The organism is Acinetobacter sp. TW_SC_4, from assembly GCF_054861205.1.
The window spans coordinates 2,531,110-2,545,890 of the sequence record NZ_CM142174.1; the positions used below are offsets into that span (position 1 = coordinate 2,531,110).

The 14,781-nt window shown below is 42.6% G+C and carries 14 protein-coding genes; 8 read left to right on the forward strand and 6 right to left on the reverse strand.

Annotated elements, in window-relative coordinates:
- Positions 1–87 precede the first annotated feature (87 nt).
- Complete coding sequence (gene mutM / locus ACWM1W_RS12405) at positions 88–948, forward strand: bifunctional DNA-formamidopyrimidine glycosylase/DNA-(apurinic or apyrimidinic site) lyase (protein ID WP_375725644.1); 861 nt, start codon at positions 88–90, stop codon at positions 946–948.
- Positions 945–1,229, forward strand: coding sequence for a peptidylprolyl isomerase (locus tag ACWM1W_RS12410; RefSeq protein ID WP_375725645.1), 285 nt, complete (start codon positions 945–947; stop codon positions 1,227–1,229). The genes mutM and ACWM1W_RS12410 overlap by 4 nt, the downstream gene beginning before the upstream one ends.
- 136 nt (positions 1,230–1,365) lie before the next feature.
- On the opposite strand, the gene mscL is transcribed toward ACWM1W_RS12410, so the two are convergent.
- Positions 1,366–1,803 (reverse strand): large conductance mechanosensitive channel protein MscL, encoded by a 438-nt coding sequence (gene mscL, locus ACWM1W_RS12415; RefSeq protein WP_005237137.1) that lies wholly within the window; start codon positions 1,801–1,803, stop codon positions 1,366–1,368.
- A gap of 152 nt (positions 1,804–1,955) precedes the next feature.
- Positions 1,956–3,791: a translational GTPase TypA gene (gene typA, locus ACWM1W_RS12420; RefSeq protein ID WP_375725646.1), complete on the reverse strand. Its 1,836-nt coding sequence runs from the start codon at positions 3,789–3,791 to the stop codon at positions 1,956–1,958.
- A 162-nt stretch (positions 3,792–3,953) separates the two neighbouring features.
- Between typA and ACWM1W_RS12425 the strand changes: the two genes are divergently transcribed.
- The 3 genes from ACWM1W_RS12425 (at position 3,954) to ACWM1W_RS12435 (ending at position 7,888) form a co-directional block, all read left to right on the forward strand.
- Positions 3,954–5,324, forward strand: coding sequence for a uracil-xanthine permease family protein (locus ACWM1W_RS12425; RefSeq protein WP_461603264.1), 1,371 nt, complete (start codon positions 3,954–3,956; stop codon positions 5,322–5,324).
- 66 nt (positions 5,325–5,390) lie between these two features.
- Positions 5,391–6,425 carry a methyltransferase gene (locus tag ACWM1W_RS12430; protein ID WP_104425799.1) on the forward strand — a complete coding sequence of 345 codons (1,035 nt, stop codon included), beginning with the start codon at positions 5,391–5,393 and terminating at the stop codon, positions 6,423–6,425.
- Positions 6,425–7,888 (forward strand): amino acid permease, encoded by a 1,464-nt coding sequence (locus ACWM1W_RS12435; RefSeq protein ID WP_375725648.1) that lies wholly within the window; start codon positions 6,425–6,427, stop codon positions 7,886–7,888. Before ACWM1W_RS12430 ends, ACWM1W_RS12435 begins: the two co-directional genes overlap by 1 nt.
- A 55-nt stretch (positions 7,889–7,943) precedes the next feature.
- Here ACWM1W_RS12435 and ACWM1W_RS12440 read toward each other — a convergent pair whose 3' ends face one another.
- On the reverse strand, positions 7,944–8,477 hold the full coding sequence (locus ACWM1W_RS12440; protein ID WP_375725649.1) for a cysteine peptidase family C39 domain-containing protein: 534 nt from the start codon (positions 8,475–8,477) through the stop codon (positions 7,944–7,946).
- 103 nt (positions 8,478–8,580) lie between these two features.
- Positions 8,581–9,642, reverse strand: coding sequence for an outer membrane protein Omp38 (gene omp38 / locus ACWM1W_RS12445; RefSeq protein ID WP_180034182.1), 1,062 nt, complete (start codon positions 9,640–9,642; stop codon positions 8,581–8,583).
- A gap of 374 nt (positions 9,643–10,016) precedes the next feature.
- On the opposite strand from omp38, the gene ACWM1W_RS12450 reads away from it, so the two are divergent.
- The 3 genes from ACWM1W_RS12450 (at position 10,017) to ACWM1W_RS12460 (ending at position 12,468) form a co-directional block, all read left to right on the forward strand.
- Complete coding sequence (locus ACWM1W_RS12450) at positions 10,017–10,538, forward strand: GspH/FimT family protein (RefSeq protein ID WP_004785187.1); 522 nt, start codon at positions 10,017–10,019, stop codon at positions 10,536–10,538.
- Between the two features lie 112 nt (positions 10,539–10,650).
- Positions 10,651–11,826, forward strand: coding sequence for a thiolase family protein (locus tag ACWM1W_RS12455; protein ID WP_166139143.1), 1,176 nt, complete (start codon positions 10,651–10,653; stop codon positions 11,824–11,826).
- Positions 11,827–12,012: 186 nt separating this feature from the next.
- Positions 12,013–12,468, forward strand: coding sequence for a VOC family protein (locus ACWM1W_RS12460; RefSeq protein WP_312308049.1), 456 nt, complete (start codon positions 12,013–12,015; stop codon positions 12,466–12,468).
- A 51-nt stretch (positions 12,469–12,519) separates the two neighbouring features.
- Here ACWM1W_RS12460 and ACWM1W_RS12465 read toward each other — a convergent pair whose 3' ends face one another.
- Entirely contained in the window at positions 12,520–13,005 is a 486-nt protein-coding gene (locus ACWM1W_RS12465) for a DUF934 domain-containing protein (protein WP_004785193.1), read from the reverse strand.
- Entirely contained in the window at positions 12,998–14,641 is a 1,644-nt protein-coding gene (locus ACWM1W_RS12470) for a nitrite/sulfite reductase (protein WP_104425792.1), read from the reverse strand. The genes ACWM1W_RS12465 and ACWM1W_RS12470 overlap by 8 nt, the downstream gene beginning before the upstream one ends.
- Positions 14,642–14,781: the final 140 nt, after the last annotated feature.

Here is a 14,781-nt window from a genome sequence, read left to right on the forward strand (position 1 = left end):
TATAACTTCTATTCAAACAGGACTTGCATCTTGCATTCAGACTTAAAACGCCCAATATTAGCCTCATGATATTAGCTGCTAAGTGTTATGCCTGAATTACCCGAAGTTGAAACCACCAAAACCAGCCTCCTTCCCCTTCTTAATCAGCAAGTGCTAAAAGTTGAAGTGCGTCAGCCTAGTTTACGTTGGCCAATTCCTGATGATCTCGCGCGTCTGCAAGGACAGCGCCTGCTACAGCTTACGCGTCGTTCCAAATATATTCTGGCGCAATTTGAACAGGATACAATGCTCTGGCATCTGGGTATGTCAGGCAGCTTTCGTTTATGTGAAGCCAACGAAGAGTTGCGCAAGCATGATCATCTGATTATTCAATTTGAAGAGATCCAGCTGCGTTACCATGACCCGCGCCGTTTCGGCTGTATTCTCTGGTTAGATGCTCAATCACAAAGCAAACTGATCGATACGCTTGGACCTGAGCCATTAAGTGAGGCTTTTAATGCCGAATATCTATCTGAAAAATTGAAAAATAAAAACGTTGGCACCAAAGTTGCAATCATGGATAACCATGTCGTGGTTGGTGTAGGCAATATTTATGCGACTGAAAGTCTATTCAATATGGGCATTCATCCAGCACAACCTGCGTCTACATTAAGTTTTGAGCAGATTGAAAAACTGGTGGTTGAGATTAAGCGTATTTTGAAACAGGCGATTGACTTAGGCGGTTCTACTTTACGCGACTATACCAATGCCATGGGAGAAAATGGTTATTTTCAGCAGACGCTGCTGGCTTATGGCCGTGCAGGAGAAATGTGCGTGAACTGCGAAACGACACTAGAAAATATCAAGCTCGGCCAGCGTGCATCAGTTTATTGTCCTGAATGCCAGCCGCTAAAAAAGGTCAAGCTTTCACCTAAGCGTATGGTTGCTGTACGAGGTAAGAAATCATGAAGACCGCGATTGTCCGTCATATTCTGGTTAAGGATAAAGATACTGCTGAACAGCTTAAGAAAAAGATTCTGGCAGGTGCAGATTTTTCCAAAATTGCCAAACAATATTCGACCTGTAACTCTGCCAAACGTGGTGGTGAACTCGGTGAAGTAAAAAAAGGCCAACTCGTTCCAGTGATTGATAAACTGATTTTTACTGCTGCAGAACATGTTCTACATGGCCCAGTCAAAAGTCAGTTTGGTTTTCATTTAGTGGAAATTAAGTTTCGGATGGATTTTTAATTTTATAAATCCCTCCCAACCTCCATTTAAGAAAGGGTGGAGTCCCCCTTTGAAAAAGGTGAGAAGCACTGCTTCGCAAGGAGGGATTCAATAAAAAACGGCGCACTCAGCGCCGTTTTTTATTTACTCGAAAAGCTTAAGCTTCAGGACGTTTTTTTAGCTCGTCACGGATTTCACGTAATAATGCAATATCTTCCGGAGTAGCTTCTGGCTCTGGTTCTGCTTCTTGTTTACGGCGTAGTTTGTTCATCAGTTTCACCAACCAGAACACCACCCATGCCAATAACAGGAAATTAATGAGAATGGTCAGGAAATTACCATAAGCAAAGACATTTAGACCTGCCGCCTGTGCCGCAGCCAGATTGGTCACATTATTTGGATTATCACCTAATACGACAAACCAGTTAGAATAATCAACATCACCACCCAAGATCCAACTCACGACAGGCATGATGATGTCTTTCACCATAGAATCGATAATTTTACCGAAAGCACCGCCAATGATCACGCCCACTGCGAGATCCATGACATTGCCTTTTACCGCAAATTCTTTAAATTCTTGAATAATGCTCATAAAGTCACCAGTATTTTTATGCAATTTTGTGATGGATTATACATTAGTTAGGGATTTCTATTTAAAACTAATTTATTGAGTGTATGTAATTTCTACCCAATAAAAAAGCCGCTGAACTGATTCAGCGGCTTTTTTCGTACGAGTGACCGGTCTTATTTAGAACGGTTACGTTTACGTTCGTTTTCAGTCAGGTAACGCTTACGGATACGGATTGACTTAGGTGTTACTTCAACTAGCTCGTCATCTTCAATGAATTCAAGCGCTTGTTCTAGCGTGTATTCAAGGTTTGGAACAAGAGTCAATGCTTCATCAGTACCAGACGCACGTACGTTAGTTAACTGTTTCGCTTTAGTCGGGTTAACCACCATGTCGTCAGAACGTGAGTTGATACCTACGATCATACCTTCATAAACTTCTAACTGTGGTTTAGCAAACAGTCGACCACGGTCTTGAAGTGTGAACAGTGCATAGCCCAAACAAGTACCTTGAACCATAGAAATCAGTACACCGTTTTGACGTTTCGCAACAGTACCTTGTTTAGCAGGACCGTAGTGCGAGAAGCTTGAAGTCATGATACCAGTACCAGAAGTCATGGTCATGAATTCAGAACGGAAACCGATCAAGCCACGTGAAGGAACAGTTGCTTCAATACGGATACGGCCTTTACCGTCAACTTCCATATTGGTCATTTCGCCTTTACGGTGACCCATTTGTTCCATTACAGAACCTTGGTGCTGTTCTTCAACGTCAAACGTTACGTTTTCATACGGTTCTTGCATTTGACCGTCGATTTCTTTCATGATCACTTGCGGACGTGATACACCAAGCTCGAAGCCTTCACGACGCATGTTTTCGATCAGTACAGAAAGGTGAAGCTCACCACGACCAGATACTTTGAAACGGTCAGGACTGTCAGTATCTTCAACACGAAGTGCTACGTTGTGGATCAATTCTCGGTCAAGACGCTCACGGATATTACGTGAAGTTACGAATTTACCTTCTTTACCAGCGAATGGGGAGTTGTTCACCTGGAAAGTCATAGACACAGTCGGTTCATCTACAGAAAGTGCTGGAAGCGCTTCAACATTTTTAGGATCACAGATTGTATCTGAAATGTTCAGTGCATCGATACCAGTTACACAAACGATATCACCTGCAGAAGCTTCTTCAATGTCAACACGTTCTAGACCATGGTAACCCATGATTTTCAAGATACGGCCGTTACGGGTTTTGCCTTCTTTGTCGATAACAGTCACAGGAGTGTTTAATTTCACTGAACCGCGCTGGATGCGACCAACACCGATTACACCTACGAAGCTGTTATAGTCCAAAGATGAAATTTGCATCTGGAATGAACCGTCAACGTCAACTGCTGGTGGCTCAACGATGTCTACGATTGTTTGGAACAATGGAGTCATGTCATCAGCAAGTTCTTCTGGAGAAGGACCAGCAACACCACGAAGACCAGAAGCATAAACTACTGGGAAGTCTAACTGTTCGTCAGTACCGCCAAGGTTGTCGAACAAATCGAATACTTGATCGATTACCCAGTCTGGACGCGCACTTGGTTTATCAACTTTATTGATAATTACGATTGGTTTCAAACCACGCGCGAACGCTTTTTGCGTTACGAAACGAGTTTGTGGCATAGGACCTTCTTGTGAATCTACAAGAAGCAGTACGCAGTCAACCATCGACATTACACGTTCAACTTCACCACCGAAGTCGGCGTGTCCCGGGGTGTCCACGATGTTAATACGGTATTCTGTATCTGTACGTTTATCTAACCACTTGATTGCAGTGTTTTTTGCAAGAATGGTAATACCACGTTCAGATTCTAACGCATTCGAATCCATGACACGCTCGATCTCACCCGCGCGATCACCGAGAGCACCTGATTGTTGCAAAAGTTTGTCTACAAGAGTGGTTTTACCATGGTCGACGTGCGCGATAATGGCAATGTTACGGAGAGTTTTAATATCTGACATGTAAATTCGATACGTTTTAAATTTGAGGGCAAATTATACAGAAAAATACAAACTTTTGACAGTGACTGTTTGTAGAGAGCGTCAATTTTTTTTCCAATTACTTTTGTAATGACGTGTAACTCGATTAGAATAGCGCCACCCAGCCTTAATTTGCATTGACACATGTCTGATTTTAATCAATCTCCTCCTTCTAAAGATCAACTTGACCTTGTCTACGGCCTTGAAGATCGTCCTAAACCGTTTATCGCATTTTTAGCCGCATTCCAGCATTTATTGGCCATTATTGTCCCAATTGTGACCCCTGGCCTGCTCATTTGTCTGGCGCTGGGGGTCTCCAAAGAAGACACCAACATGATCTTATCCATGTCTTTGGTGATTTCGGGGATTGCGACTTTCTTACAATCCAAGAAAGTAGGTCCCTTTGGTGCAGGCTTGCTGATTGTTCAGGGTACAAGTTTTAACTTTATTGGCCCGATCATCGGGATCGGTTCAGCGATGGTCGCTGCAGGCACACCGATAGAAGCGGTGATGGCTTCGATCTTTGGTGTAGTGATTGCAGGTTCATTTATTGAAATGGGCGTGTCACGCATTTTACCGTGGGTGAAGAAACTCATTACTCCACTAGTAACGGGTATTGTAGTTCTATTGATTGGTTTAACCTTGATTAAAGAAGGTCTGATCAGCATGGGTGGTGGTTATCAAGCCATGGGCGACAAAACTTTCGCCAATGCAGATAACCTGATCATGTCATGTACCGTTCTGGCATTAATTATTTTACTGAACCGTGTACGCATCACTTGGGTAAAAAGCTCAGCAATTCTGATTGCACTAGTTGTGGGTTATATCCTTGCCGGCTTTATGGGTCATCTCAACTTTGACGGTTTAAAAGATGTACCTCTGGTTCAAATCCCAACTCCAATGCATTTTGGTTTAAGCTTCTCATGGAGCTTATTCATTCCAATGGCATTCATTTACTTGGTGACTTCATTAGAAGCGATTGGTGATATTACCGCAACATCAAAATTATCGAATCAGCCAGTGGATGGTCAAACCTGGATGAATCGCATTAAAGGTGGTGTGTTAGTGAATGGTGCTAACTCCCTTCTCGCAGGTTTATTCAATACATTCCCAAGTTCAGTGTTCGCACAAAATAATGGTGTGATTCAATTGACTGGTGTAGCTAGCCGTTATGTCGGGATCTGGATCGCAGCACTCCTTGTGATTCTAGGTCTACTTCCAGCAGTGGCCGGTGTGATTCAGGCCGTTCCTCAGGCTGTGCTTGGTGGCGCAGTGATGGTGATGTTTGGTGCAGTCGCTGCATCTGGGATTAATATCCTGTCTGGTATTCACTTGGATCGTCGTGCCCTGCTGATCATTGCAATTTCGCTTGCACTTGGCTTAGGGGTTGCGCAGGTGCCTCAGATTCTGGAACATCTTCCCGAATTATTCCGTAACATCTTTAGCTCAGGTGTTGCGACAGGCGGTATTGCAGCCCTCATATTGAATATTGTACTTCCTGAAGTAAAAAAGTAATTTCATGTCCAAAGAACACTGTCTGAGTTGGACTCGGACAGTGTTTTTTCTATTGGAGAGAGATCTATGGATCCTAAAAGCGAAGTTTTATTAAGACAATATGATTATTTGTCTGGTCGCGTATTGCTGGTGAATGCACCGACCGATGAGCTTCTTGCTGAATGCGGTGAATCTATCCAGCCCTTTGTTTGGACATGGAATTATAATGATTTTCAATATTTCCAGTCACAGCAGGCCCAAGTTCATTTCGGCGCAGAATTTCCTGATCAAGAATTTGATCAGGCAGTTATTTTCGTACCTAAATCAAAAGAATTATTGAATTATCTGATTCACAATATTGCAGCCCGATTAAAACAAGGCAGCAGTGTCTTCCTAGTGGGTGAAAAGAAAGGTGGTGTAGAGCGTGCAGCAAAGCAGCTACAGGCTTATGGTAAACTCATCAAGCTCGACAGCGCACGACATTGCCAATTGTGGCAATTGACTCTAGACTACACGGTCGAAGCAAAAGCGTTGGCAGATTGGGCACAGACCTATACAGTGGCGACACCAAAAGGTGATTTGCAGATTTGTGCACTTCCAGGTGTATTCAGTCAGGATCATCTGGATGTAGGAACAGCGGTGTTCTTACCCTATTTATCTCAAGTGACTTCAGGCAAGATTGCCGACTTTGGCTGTGGCGCAGGTGTGATCAGTGCTTATTTAGCCAAACTGAATCCTGAGAACCGTATTTTTGCTCTGGACGTAGATGCCTTTGCCTTGGCTTCTACTCAAATGACATTTGAGAAAAATCAGCTCAGTCCTCAGCAGCTGGAAATTAAAGCTGTGTCAGGTATTGAAGATGCACCGCTCTTTTTACATGCCATTGTCAGCAATCCCCCTTTCCATCAGGGAATCCAGACCAACTATGCGGCTAGCGAAACTCTATGTAAGACTTCGCGTCGTCATCTCAAGTCTGGCGGTGAATTGTGGATTGTGGCAAACCGCTTCTTAAATTATCCAATTTTAATTGAACAAAGTTTTGGCCAATGTACAGTCAAAACTGATCAACAAGGTTTTAAAGTGCTCTTCGCCAGCACTCAAAAAAATGCTAAGGAATCATGATGAGCGAAACTCAGAACAGCGTGCAGCTGCAGCGTAAGCTTGGTGCTCGTCATCTCAATATGATCGCGATTGGCGGATCTATCGGTACAGGTTTATTCCTGGCTTCAGGTGCGACCATTGCCAGCGCAGGCCCGGGTGGTGCACTTCTCGCCTATGCGTTGATTGGCGTAATGATTTATTTCTTGATGACCAGTCTGGGAGAACTTGCGACTCATAATCCGACCTCGGGCGCATTCTTTACCTACGGCACCAAATATGTCGAAGGTGGTTTCGGTTTCGCTTTAGGCTGGAACTACTGGTACAACTGGGCGATTACCGTTGCCTTTGAACTGGTTGCCGTACAGTTCATTATGAAATTCTGGTTCCCTGATATTCCCGGCTTTTACTGGAGTGCGATCTTCCTCGCTGTGATCTTTGGGATTAACGCCCTCACAGTAAAAGGTTTTGGTGAATCAGAATTCTTCTTCTCATTGGTGAAAGTACTGGCGATTATTGCCTTTATCATCATCGGGATCTGGATGATTGCCAAGATCATGCTCACACCGGGTGCTTCAGCATTTGCAAACTGGAGCGTAGGTGAAGCGCCTTTTGTCGGTGGTTTCCCGGCCCTTATTGGTGTTGCCATGATTGCCGGATTCTCGTTCCAGGGAACCGAGATGGTTGGTGTAGCCGCTGGTGAATCTAAAGATCCGCAAAAAACCATTCCAGTCGCAATCAAGCAGATCTTCTGGCGAATCCTGCTGTTCTATATCGTGTGTATTTTCATTATCGGTACATTAGTTGCTTATAATGATCCACGTCTATTACAGGCAGCTGCAACAGAAGACGTTGCCCTTTCTCCATTCACTTTATTGTATGAAAAAGCAGGTTTTGCTTTTGCAGCCAGTATGATGAATGCAGTAATTCTGACTGCGATTCTTTCTGCGGGTAACTCAGGTATGTATTCTTCTACCCGTATGCTGTTCGATATGGCGCGTAAAGGCAGTGCGCCTAAGCTGTTTGCCCATCTGGATCCACGCGGTGTACCGATGAATGCCCTGTATGCGACCACAGCGATTGCGGCACTATGTTTCTTGACCACATTCTTCGGTGAGCAAGAAGTGTTTAACTGGTTGCTGAATATGTCAGGTATGTGTGGCTTCATTGTCTGGCTCGGGATTGCGATCTCACATTACCGCTTCCGTAAAGGTTATCTGGCTCAAGGCTATCAACTTGAAGGCCTGGCCTATAGAGCTAAATTCTTCCCGTTCGCGCCTTGGTTTGCCTTCGTCCTTTGCTCAATTGTCGTATTAGGTCAAAACTATCAAGCTGTCCTAGAGGGTGAGTGGTTGGCTGTCCTTTCTACTTATATCGGTATTTTATTATTCTTGGTGATTTGGCTGGGTTATAAGTGGAAATATAAAACCAAACTGGTTTCTTATCAGGAGATGGATGTTCAACCGATGAATATTGAAAAAGACTAATATCTCACCTTTATTAAAAAAGCAGCTCAAGTAGCTGCTTTTTTATATTCTGAAATCAGCTATGACGCATGACAAAATTACGGTCATCAATCACAATGACTTGCTGACAAATACCTTCTACTCGACGCTGCTGTTCGAAAACTTCTTTAGACATAGCATTAAAACTATCAAAGAAACTGATTTCTTTTTCATTGATTTCATAAATTAATGAATGGTTCCCCACCTCTTCCAGCGTGTCGTAGAATACAATTACAAAACGGCCTTTATCCACTAATTTTTGAATATCTGTATAAGAAAGTGGATATTCATGAACATGCAATTTGAGTTCTTGTGCTTTTTGATAAAACTGGATTTCAAGCGGCTGTTTATCGGGATCAGTTTCTGTAAAAAACTCAACATCGAGTCCCAATGTTTTGAGGGCAACAGCGAGCGCAATACTTGAAGTTCCCATCTCATCATTATGCTGTGTCAATTGCACTAGATCAGGAATATGCAGATCCACTCCATAATGATGAAAAATCATCCAGATCGCATAAATACCACTATTAGCTTCCAGACTTTGTAAGTCTTCAGGGAGTTCTATGCTCATGCTTTAAATCAAAATCAGTTTCGAGCAGCAAGTGTATGCAAAAAACGGCCATAAAAAAAGCGACTCAAAGAGTCGCTTTTTTTAATCAGTGTTCAATAACGAATTATTGAGCAACTGGTTGTTCAGCTAGAACAGTACGGCTACCAGTGATTGTCGCGAATACACGACGGTTCATAGCACGACCTTCTTTAGTGTTGTTGTCAGCAATCGGTTGATCCCAAGCGAAACCTTGAGTAGACAAACGAGATGCATCTACGTTGTATTCGTTAACAAGTGCAGATTTAACAGAGTTAGCACGAGCTAGAGATAAACGTTCGTTCAATGCACGTGGACCAGTGCTGTCTGTGTGACCTTCGATACGAGCAGTTGCGTTTGGATATTCAACTAGTTTCTCAGCAACTTTCGCGATTTCTGGTTTGTATTGGTCTTTGATGTTTGATTTATTCGTATCAAAGAACACGCGAAGTTCCATGTTCAGGTCTTCAGTCAACTCTTGTGGAGCTGGAGCTACTGGAGCTACTGGCTCAACTGGAGCAACTTCTACAACGTCAGCAGCTGGTTTCAAGCGGCCACCTAGAACTACATTAAGACCAGCAAGTGCTGTATAGTTCCAGAATTTTTCGTCAAAGTGGTAAGTACCACGAGCTTCAGTACGTAGCGCTAAAGCATCGTTGATGTGCCAGAATGCACCGATACCAGCATTACCTAGTGTACCTTCTTCTTCAAAACCACGACCAGTACGACCTAAAGCAGCTTCTGAAGCACCGTCAAACTCATATTTGTAGTGACCAGCACCTAACAATGCATATGGTTTGATTTTGCTGTCATAGTTGCCAGTGAACACATCAGAAGTTGCATAGAAATTACCTGCAATGTTCTGACCTTTGTATTCAGCACCTGGTAGATCTCGCATATCGCCTTTAACCTGGCTATATTCAGCTTCAAAACCTAACCATGGAGTTAGTTCAACACCAATTGCAGCACCAACAAATAGATCATCTTCCATTTCACCAGAAGTTGTTAGTTCGCCATCGTCACCGCTATTGTTGTGTTGGGTGTCTTGCCAAGTATAACCTAACATTAATGGAGTAACAGTTACGCCTGCGTTTGCAGCAGCAAAAGGAGCAGCTACAAGCATTGCTAAAGCAATACGACTCATTTTCATGGATTTATCCTCCAGAGATAACAATTGTTGTTCAAGCTCAAGCCTTCTAATAGGCCATTCTGAGATAGGCTTTTTTACCCCAGTGTTATTTTTAAGCTATTCACTGCGCATCATACAAACACTTTATTATTTTTCCAAGTGCTTGATTAATCTAATCAAGTAAATTATTGACAAAATTACTTACAATTTCCGTTGTAATTCAGTAATTTTTTACTCAATTTTTTGTTGTGAATCGCCTATTGTCATTGCCAATTTATTTTTAAGCGCCTTTTTGAATTTTGAGTAAGGCATTTCTTACTCGCTCAATTAAGCATAAAAATCGCACAATTAATAGCATGTTTCAAATAAAAATAATATATAAATCAGGTAACTCTATGTATAAAAAGATAACAAGAGCGTTCACTATTGTTGAGTTAATTATCTGTATTGCCCTTATCGCAATTGTGGTCACAATTGCCTTGCCTTACTTTCATGATTATCTATCCAAGCAGGAAGCTAAAAATATTCCGATGAAAATTACAGCAACCAATCGTTATGCACGCAGCCAGGCAGCTGTGTTTCACCAGAATATTGTGATTTGTCCCAGTCAAGATTCATTAACCTGTCAAGCAAACCAATGGAATAAAAATTTGCTGGTATTTATTGATAAAAACCGTAATCGTCAAGTCGACAATGACGAACAAATTTTACACATTGAACAACTTAATCTTAAATACGGTAACCTGAGTTGGCGAGGTGCCTTGAGTATACCGAACGTAACTTATCAAGCCCAGACGGCTTTACCTATTGGATCGAATGGCAGCTTTTATTATTGTTCTACTCACCTTGCATCCCAACAACGTATTGTCTTGAATAAAATGGGGCATATCCGAATCGAACATCTGGCCTCCTGTTAATAAAACCCTAGAGTCTATGATTTATCCAGATTAGGACTTTAATCCTGTACTTTTTTCAATATACTGCTTAGGTTCGAGAAAAAATGATCAAAACCTATAGGGAGATATAACAATGACTGACATCGTAATTGTCAATGGTGCACGTACAGCGATGGGCGGCTTTCAAGGCAGCTTGGCTAGCGTTACTGCACCTGAACTAGGCGCTGCCACCATCAAAGAGGCGATTGCTCGTTCAGGCTTGCAGCCAACCGATATTGAAGAAGTCATTATGGGTTGTGTACTCCCGGCAGGTTTAAAACAAGGCCCCGCCCGTCAAGCGATGCGTAAAGCAGGTCTGCCTGATTCTACCGGTGCTGTCACCATCAACAAATTATGTGGTTCAGGCATGAAAGCAGTCATGCAAGCGGCAGATATGATTAAGGCAGGTTCTGCAACTTATGTGGTTGCAGGTGGTATGGAATCCATGACCAATGCCCCATACGTATTGCCAAAAGCGCGTGGCGGTTTCCGTATGGGTCATGGTGAAATCAAGGATCATATGTTCCTGGATGGCCTGGAAGATGCCGAAACTGGTCGCCTGATGGGTTCATTTGCTCAAGATATGGCAAATAGCAAAGGTTATACACGTGAACAAATGGATGAATTTGCAATCCGTTCACTGAAACGTGCTCAAACTGCAGTCAATGAAGGCTACTTTGCTGATGAAATCGTGCCAGTCACTGTTTCCACCCGTAAAGGTGATGTGGTCGTTGATAAGGATGAGCAACCTTTCAATGCCAATATTGACAAGATTCCAACTTTACGTCCTGCTTTTGCAAAAGACGGGACGATCACTGCAGCAAATGCCAGCTCAATTTCAGATGGTGCCTCTGCCCTTGTTCTGACTTCAAGCGACAATGCAGCAGCTAAAGGTTTAGCACCTTTGGCTAAAATCATTGCTTATGCTTCAAACTCCCAGCATCCATCTGAATTCACGATTGCTCCTGTTGGCGCTATTCAGAAAGTTCTGGATAAAACTGGTTGGAAAGCTGAGGAAGTTGACCTTTGGGAAATCAACGAAGCCTTTGCCATGGTCACCATGTGCCCAATGGATGAGTTCAAGCTTGATCCTGAAAAAGTCAACATTAACGGTGGTGCATGTGCACTCGGTCACCCGGTTGGTTCTACAGGTTCACGTATTATCCTAACCTTGATTCATGCATTGAAACGTACAGGCGGTAAACGTGGTATCGCTGCGCTATGTATTGGCGGTGGTGAAGCAACTGCGGTCGCAATCGAACTAATCTAATTCTTTTATAATCAAGTAGTAGAGAGGGCTTTTATAGCCCTCTTTTTATTTTATAAATATTTCATTTTTTTATTATCTGTCCATAAATTAAATTCTTTTACTTACATTTTCATAAAGCTTCTTTATCAATCAAATTCAATTCAGGGCGTAAATTAAAGGGATTCAGAACAAGAAAAGGAATCCTACATGCGACTTAATCATTACCTTAATTTCCAAGGTGAGAGCGAAGCTGCCTTTACCTTTTATCGTTCGGTATTTGGTGGCGAATTTTCCAGTCTAACCCGTTATGGAGATACGCCTGGGCAGCAAGGAATTGATTTATCAAATGAAGAAAAAAATCTGATTTTACATATCTCACTTCCAATTAATGAATACACAGAACTCATGGGTTCTGATATCAATGACAAACTATGTACTGAAAATACACCAGCATTTAGTAAGGGTACTAATCACTATATTGCGATTATTTTAAGTGCCAATGAACAGGATGAAGCCAAACGACTCTATGAAGCTTTATCGGTGAATGGTCAAATCGAAATGCCTTTAGAAAAAACATTTTGGGGTGCACTTTATAGTGCCTTTACGGATCAATTCGGAGTGCAATGGATGATTAATTGCCTACTTGAAGAACGTGCAACCTAAGGTTTAAATACAAAAAAGCCTCCAGATGGAGGCTTTTTAGTTGAAGGCGAATTAAGCCCCAGTTTGATAATTCGGTGTTGGTACGGCAGTTGAAGCTTGGTACGGATTAGTGAAATCACCCAAGCCTGCAGCTGCTTCCTGAATATCTTTACCTTCTTTAATGACAAAAGTATCGAAACCAGAACGCTTCATGTAGTTCAAGACATCTTTGAACACATCACCAGTCGCACGCAGCTCACCCTGGAAACCTTGACGGCGAAGCAATGCAGCAAATGAATAACCACGGCCATCATTAAAACCTGCAAACTCAATAAAAATCGCATCAAGTTGCTCAAGCGGAAATTCATTAGTTTCAGGTGAAGCATCAACCGTTAAGTACAATGCTTTTTTACCAGTAATATTGGCAATCTGGTCTAACTGCTCTACAGTCAGAACTACATCACCCTGTGGCAATACACCATCTTCACCAATTAGCTGGTAAGTGTTATCTGCAATTGTGCCATCTTTAGAGAGCACTTGTAGTGCGGTATTAAGCATATGCGCGCTCCTTGAATGGTTGAATGCCGACACGACGATAAGTATCGATAAACTCTTCACCATCCTGACGCAAGTCAAGATAAGTATTCAGAATTTCTTCTACGATATCCGGCACCACTTCTGCAGCAAATGATGGCCCAAGAATGTCACCAATAGAGGCATCATGATCCGCATTACCACCTAAAGTGATCTGATAGAATTCAGCGCCTTTTTTATCTACACCCAGGATACCGATGTTACCCACGTGATGATGACCACAGGCATTCATACAACCTGAAATGTTCAGGTCCAGTTTACCCAAGTTGTAAATAGTATCCAGATCATCAAAACGGCGTGAAATCGCTTCAGAAATTGGAATGGATTTCGCATTCGCTAGTGAACAAAAATCACCGCCTGGGCAGCAAATAATATCAGTCAAGAAACCGATATGCGCACGTGCCAGGTTATGCTGATCCAGCGTCTGCCACAATTCAAATAAGTCTTTTTGTGGTACATCTACCAGCGCAATATTTTGCTCGTGAGTTGTACGCAGTTCACCGAAGGTGTATTTGTCTGCAAGGTCTGCAATCAGGTTCATTTCTTCAGTGGTCATATCACCCGGTGCAATACCCGCACGTTTCAGTGAAATCGTGACAATACGATAACCTTTCACTTTATGTGCATTGGTATTGATATTGAACCATTGCTTGAACTTCGGATACTGGGCAAACAGTTCAGTGAAGTCTTCATCCGCATAATCTTGGTAGTCAAATGGAGTGAAGTTTTCATCCATTTTCGCCAGTGTTTCAGCATCAATCTTTAATGTCTTGACAGTATGTACAAATTCGGCTTCAACTTTTTCAGCAAAAACTTCTGGCGTTAATGCTTTTACCAGAATCTTGATACGTGCTTTGTATTTGTTGTCGCGGCGGCCGTGCAGGTTATACACACGTAGTACCGCTTCAAGATAAGCAATCAGGTCTTCACGTGGCAGGAAGTCACGAATAAAACTGCCAATTACTGGCGTACGGCCCAAGCCGCCACCCACTTTAATTTTATAGCCGATCTCGCCTGCTTCATTTTTCACGATATAGACACCGATATCGTGGAATGAAGTTGCTGCACGGTCAATCTCTTCCAGCGCAGATACCGCAATCTTGAACTTACGTGGCAAGAAAGCAAATTCCGGGTGGAAAGTTGACCATTGACGGATCAATTCACAAGTTGGACGTGGATCTGCAATTTCACCTGCCACGACACCTGCATACTGGTCAGTGGTAGTATTACGGATACAGTTCCCTGAAGTCTGGATCGCGTGCATTTGCACGGTTGCCAGTTCAGCCAGCATATCAGGCACGTTCTCTAGTGCAGGCCAGTTAAACTGGATATTCTGACGGGTTGAAACGTGCGCATAGCCACGATCATACTCTTTCGCCAGATCAGCCACTTTACGAAGTTGTTTAGAGTTCATCAGGCCATAAGGTACCGCAATACGCAACATTGGCGCATAACGTTGTACATAAAGACCATTTTGAAGGCGGAGCGGACGGTATTCATCTTCCGTCAATTTGCCCGCTAAATAACGTTCCGTCTGGTCACGGAACTGTGCAACACGTTCATTAATCAGTTGCTGATCGAAATCAGTATATAAATACATGGCGTACAGCTAGTAGTTTCTATTATATCGTCGGCAAGGATAACGACATTGAATCTATCAATAAAATGCTTTTTATACATATTTCATAGCGATTTTATTGATAAGCCTAGCAAACTTTCAATGATATAAAGCTTTAGATC

Excerpts from the sequence above, each read along its gene's own strand:
- mutM (WP_375725644.1), top strand. The coding sequence starts at position 88 with ATGCCTGAATTACCCGAAGTTGAAACCACCAAAACCAGCCTCCTTCCC.
- ACWM1W_RS12410 (WP_375725645.1), top strand. The coding sequence starts at position 945 with ATGAAGACCGCGATTGTCCGTCATATTCTGGTTAAGGATAAAGATACT.
- mscL (WP_005237137.1), bottom strand. The coding sequence starts at position 1,803 with ATGAGCATTATTCAAGAATTTAAAGAATTTGCGGTAAAAGGCAATGTC.
- typA (WP_375725646.1), bottom strand. The coding sequence starts at position 3,791 with ATGTCAGATATTAAAACTCTCCGTAACATTGCCATTATCGCGCACGTC.
- ACWM1W_RS12425 (WP_461603264.1), top strand. The coding sequence starts at position 3,954 with ATGTCTGATTTTAATCAATCTCCTCCTTCTAAAGATCAACTTGACCTT.
- ACWM1W_RS12430 (WP_104425799.1), top strand. The coding sequence starts at position 5,391 with ATGGATCCTAAAAGCGAAGTTTTATTAAGACAATATGATTATTTGTCT.
- ACWM1W_RS12435 (WP_375725648.1), top strand. The coding sequence starts at position 6,425 with ATGAGCGAAACTCAGAACAGCGTGCAGCTGCAGCGTAAGCTTGGTGCT.
- ACWM1W_RS12440 (WP_375725649.1), bottom strand. The coding sequence starts at position 8,477 with ATGAGCATAGAACTCCCTGAAGACTTACAAAGTCTGGAAGCTAATAGT.
- omp38 (WP_180034182.1), bottom strand. The coding sequence starts at position 9,642 with ATGAAAATGAGTCGTATTGCTTTAGCAATGCTTGTAGCTGCTCCTTTT.
- ACWM1W_RS12450 (WP_004785187.1), top strand. The coding sequence starts at position 10,017 with ATGTATAAAAAGATAACAAGAGCGTTCACTATTGTTGAGTTAATTATC.
- ACWM1W_RS12455 (WP_166139143.1), top strand. The coding sequence starts at position 10,651 with ATGACTGACATCGTAATTGTCAATGGTGCACGTACAGCGATGGGCGGC.
- ACWM1W_RS12460 (WP_312308049.1), top strand. The coding sequence starts at position 12,013 with ATGCGACTTAATCATTACCTTAATTTCCAAGGTGAGAGCGAAGCTGCC.
- ACWM1W_RS12465 (WP_004785193.1), bottom strand. The coding sequence starts at position 13,005 with ATGCTTAATACCGCACTACAAGTGCTCTCTAAAGATGGCACAATTGCA.
- ACWM1W_RS12470 (WP_104425792.1), bottom strand. The coding sequence starts at position 14,641 with ATGTATTTATATACTGATTTCGATCAGCAACTGATTAATGAACGTGTT.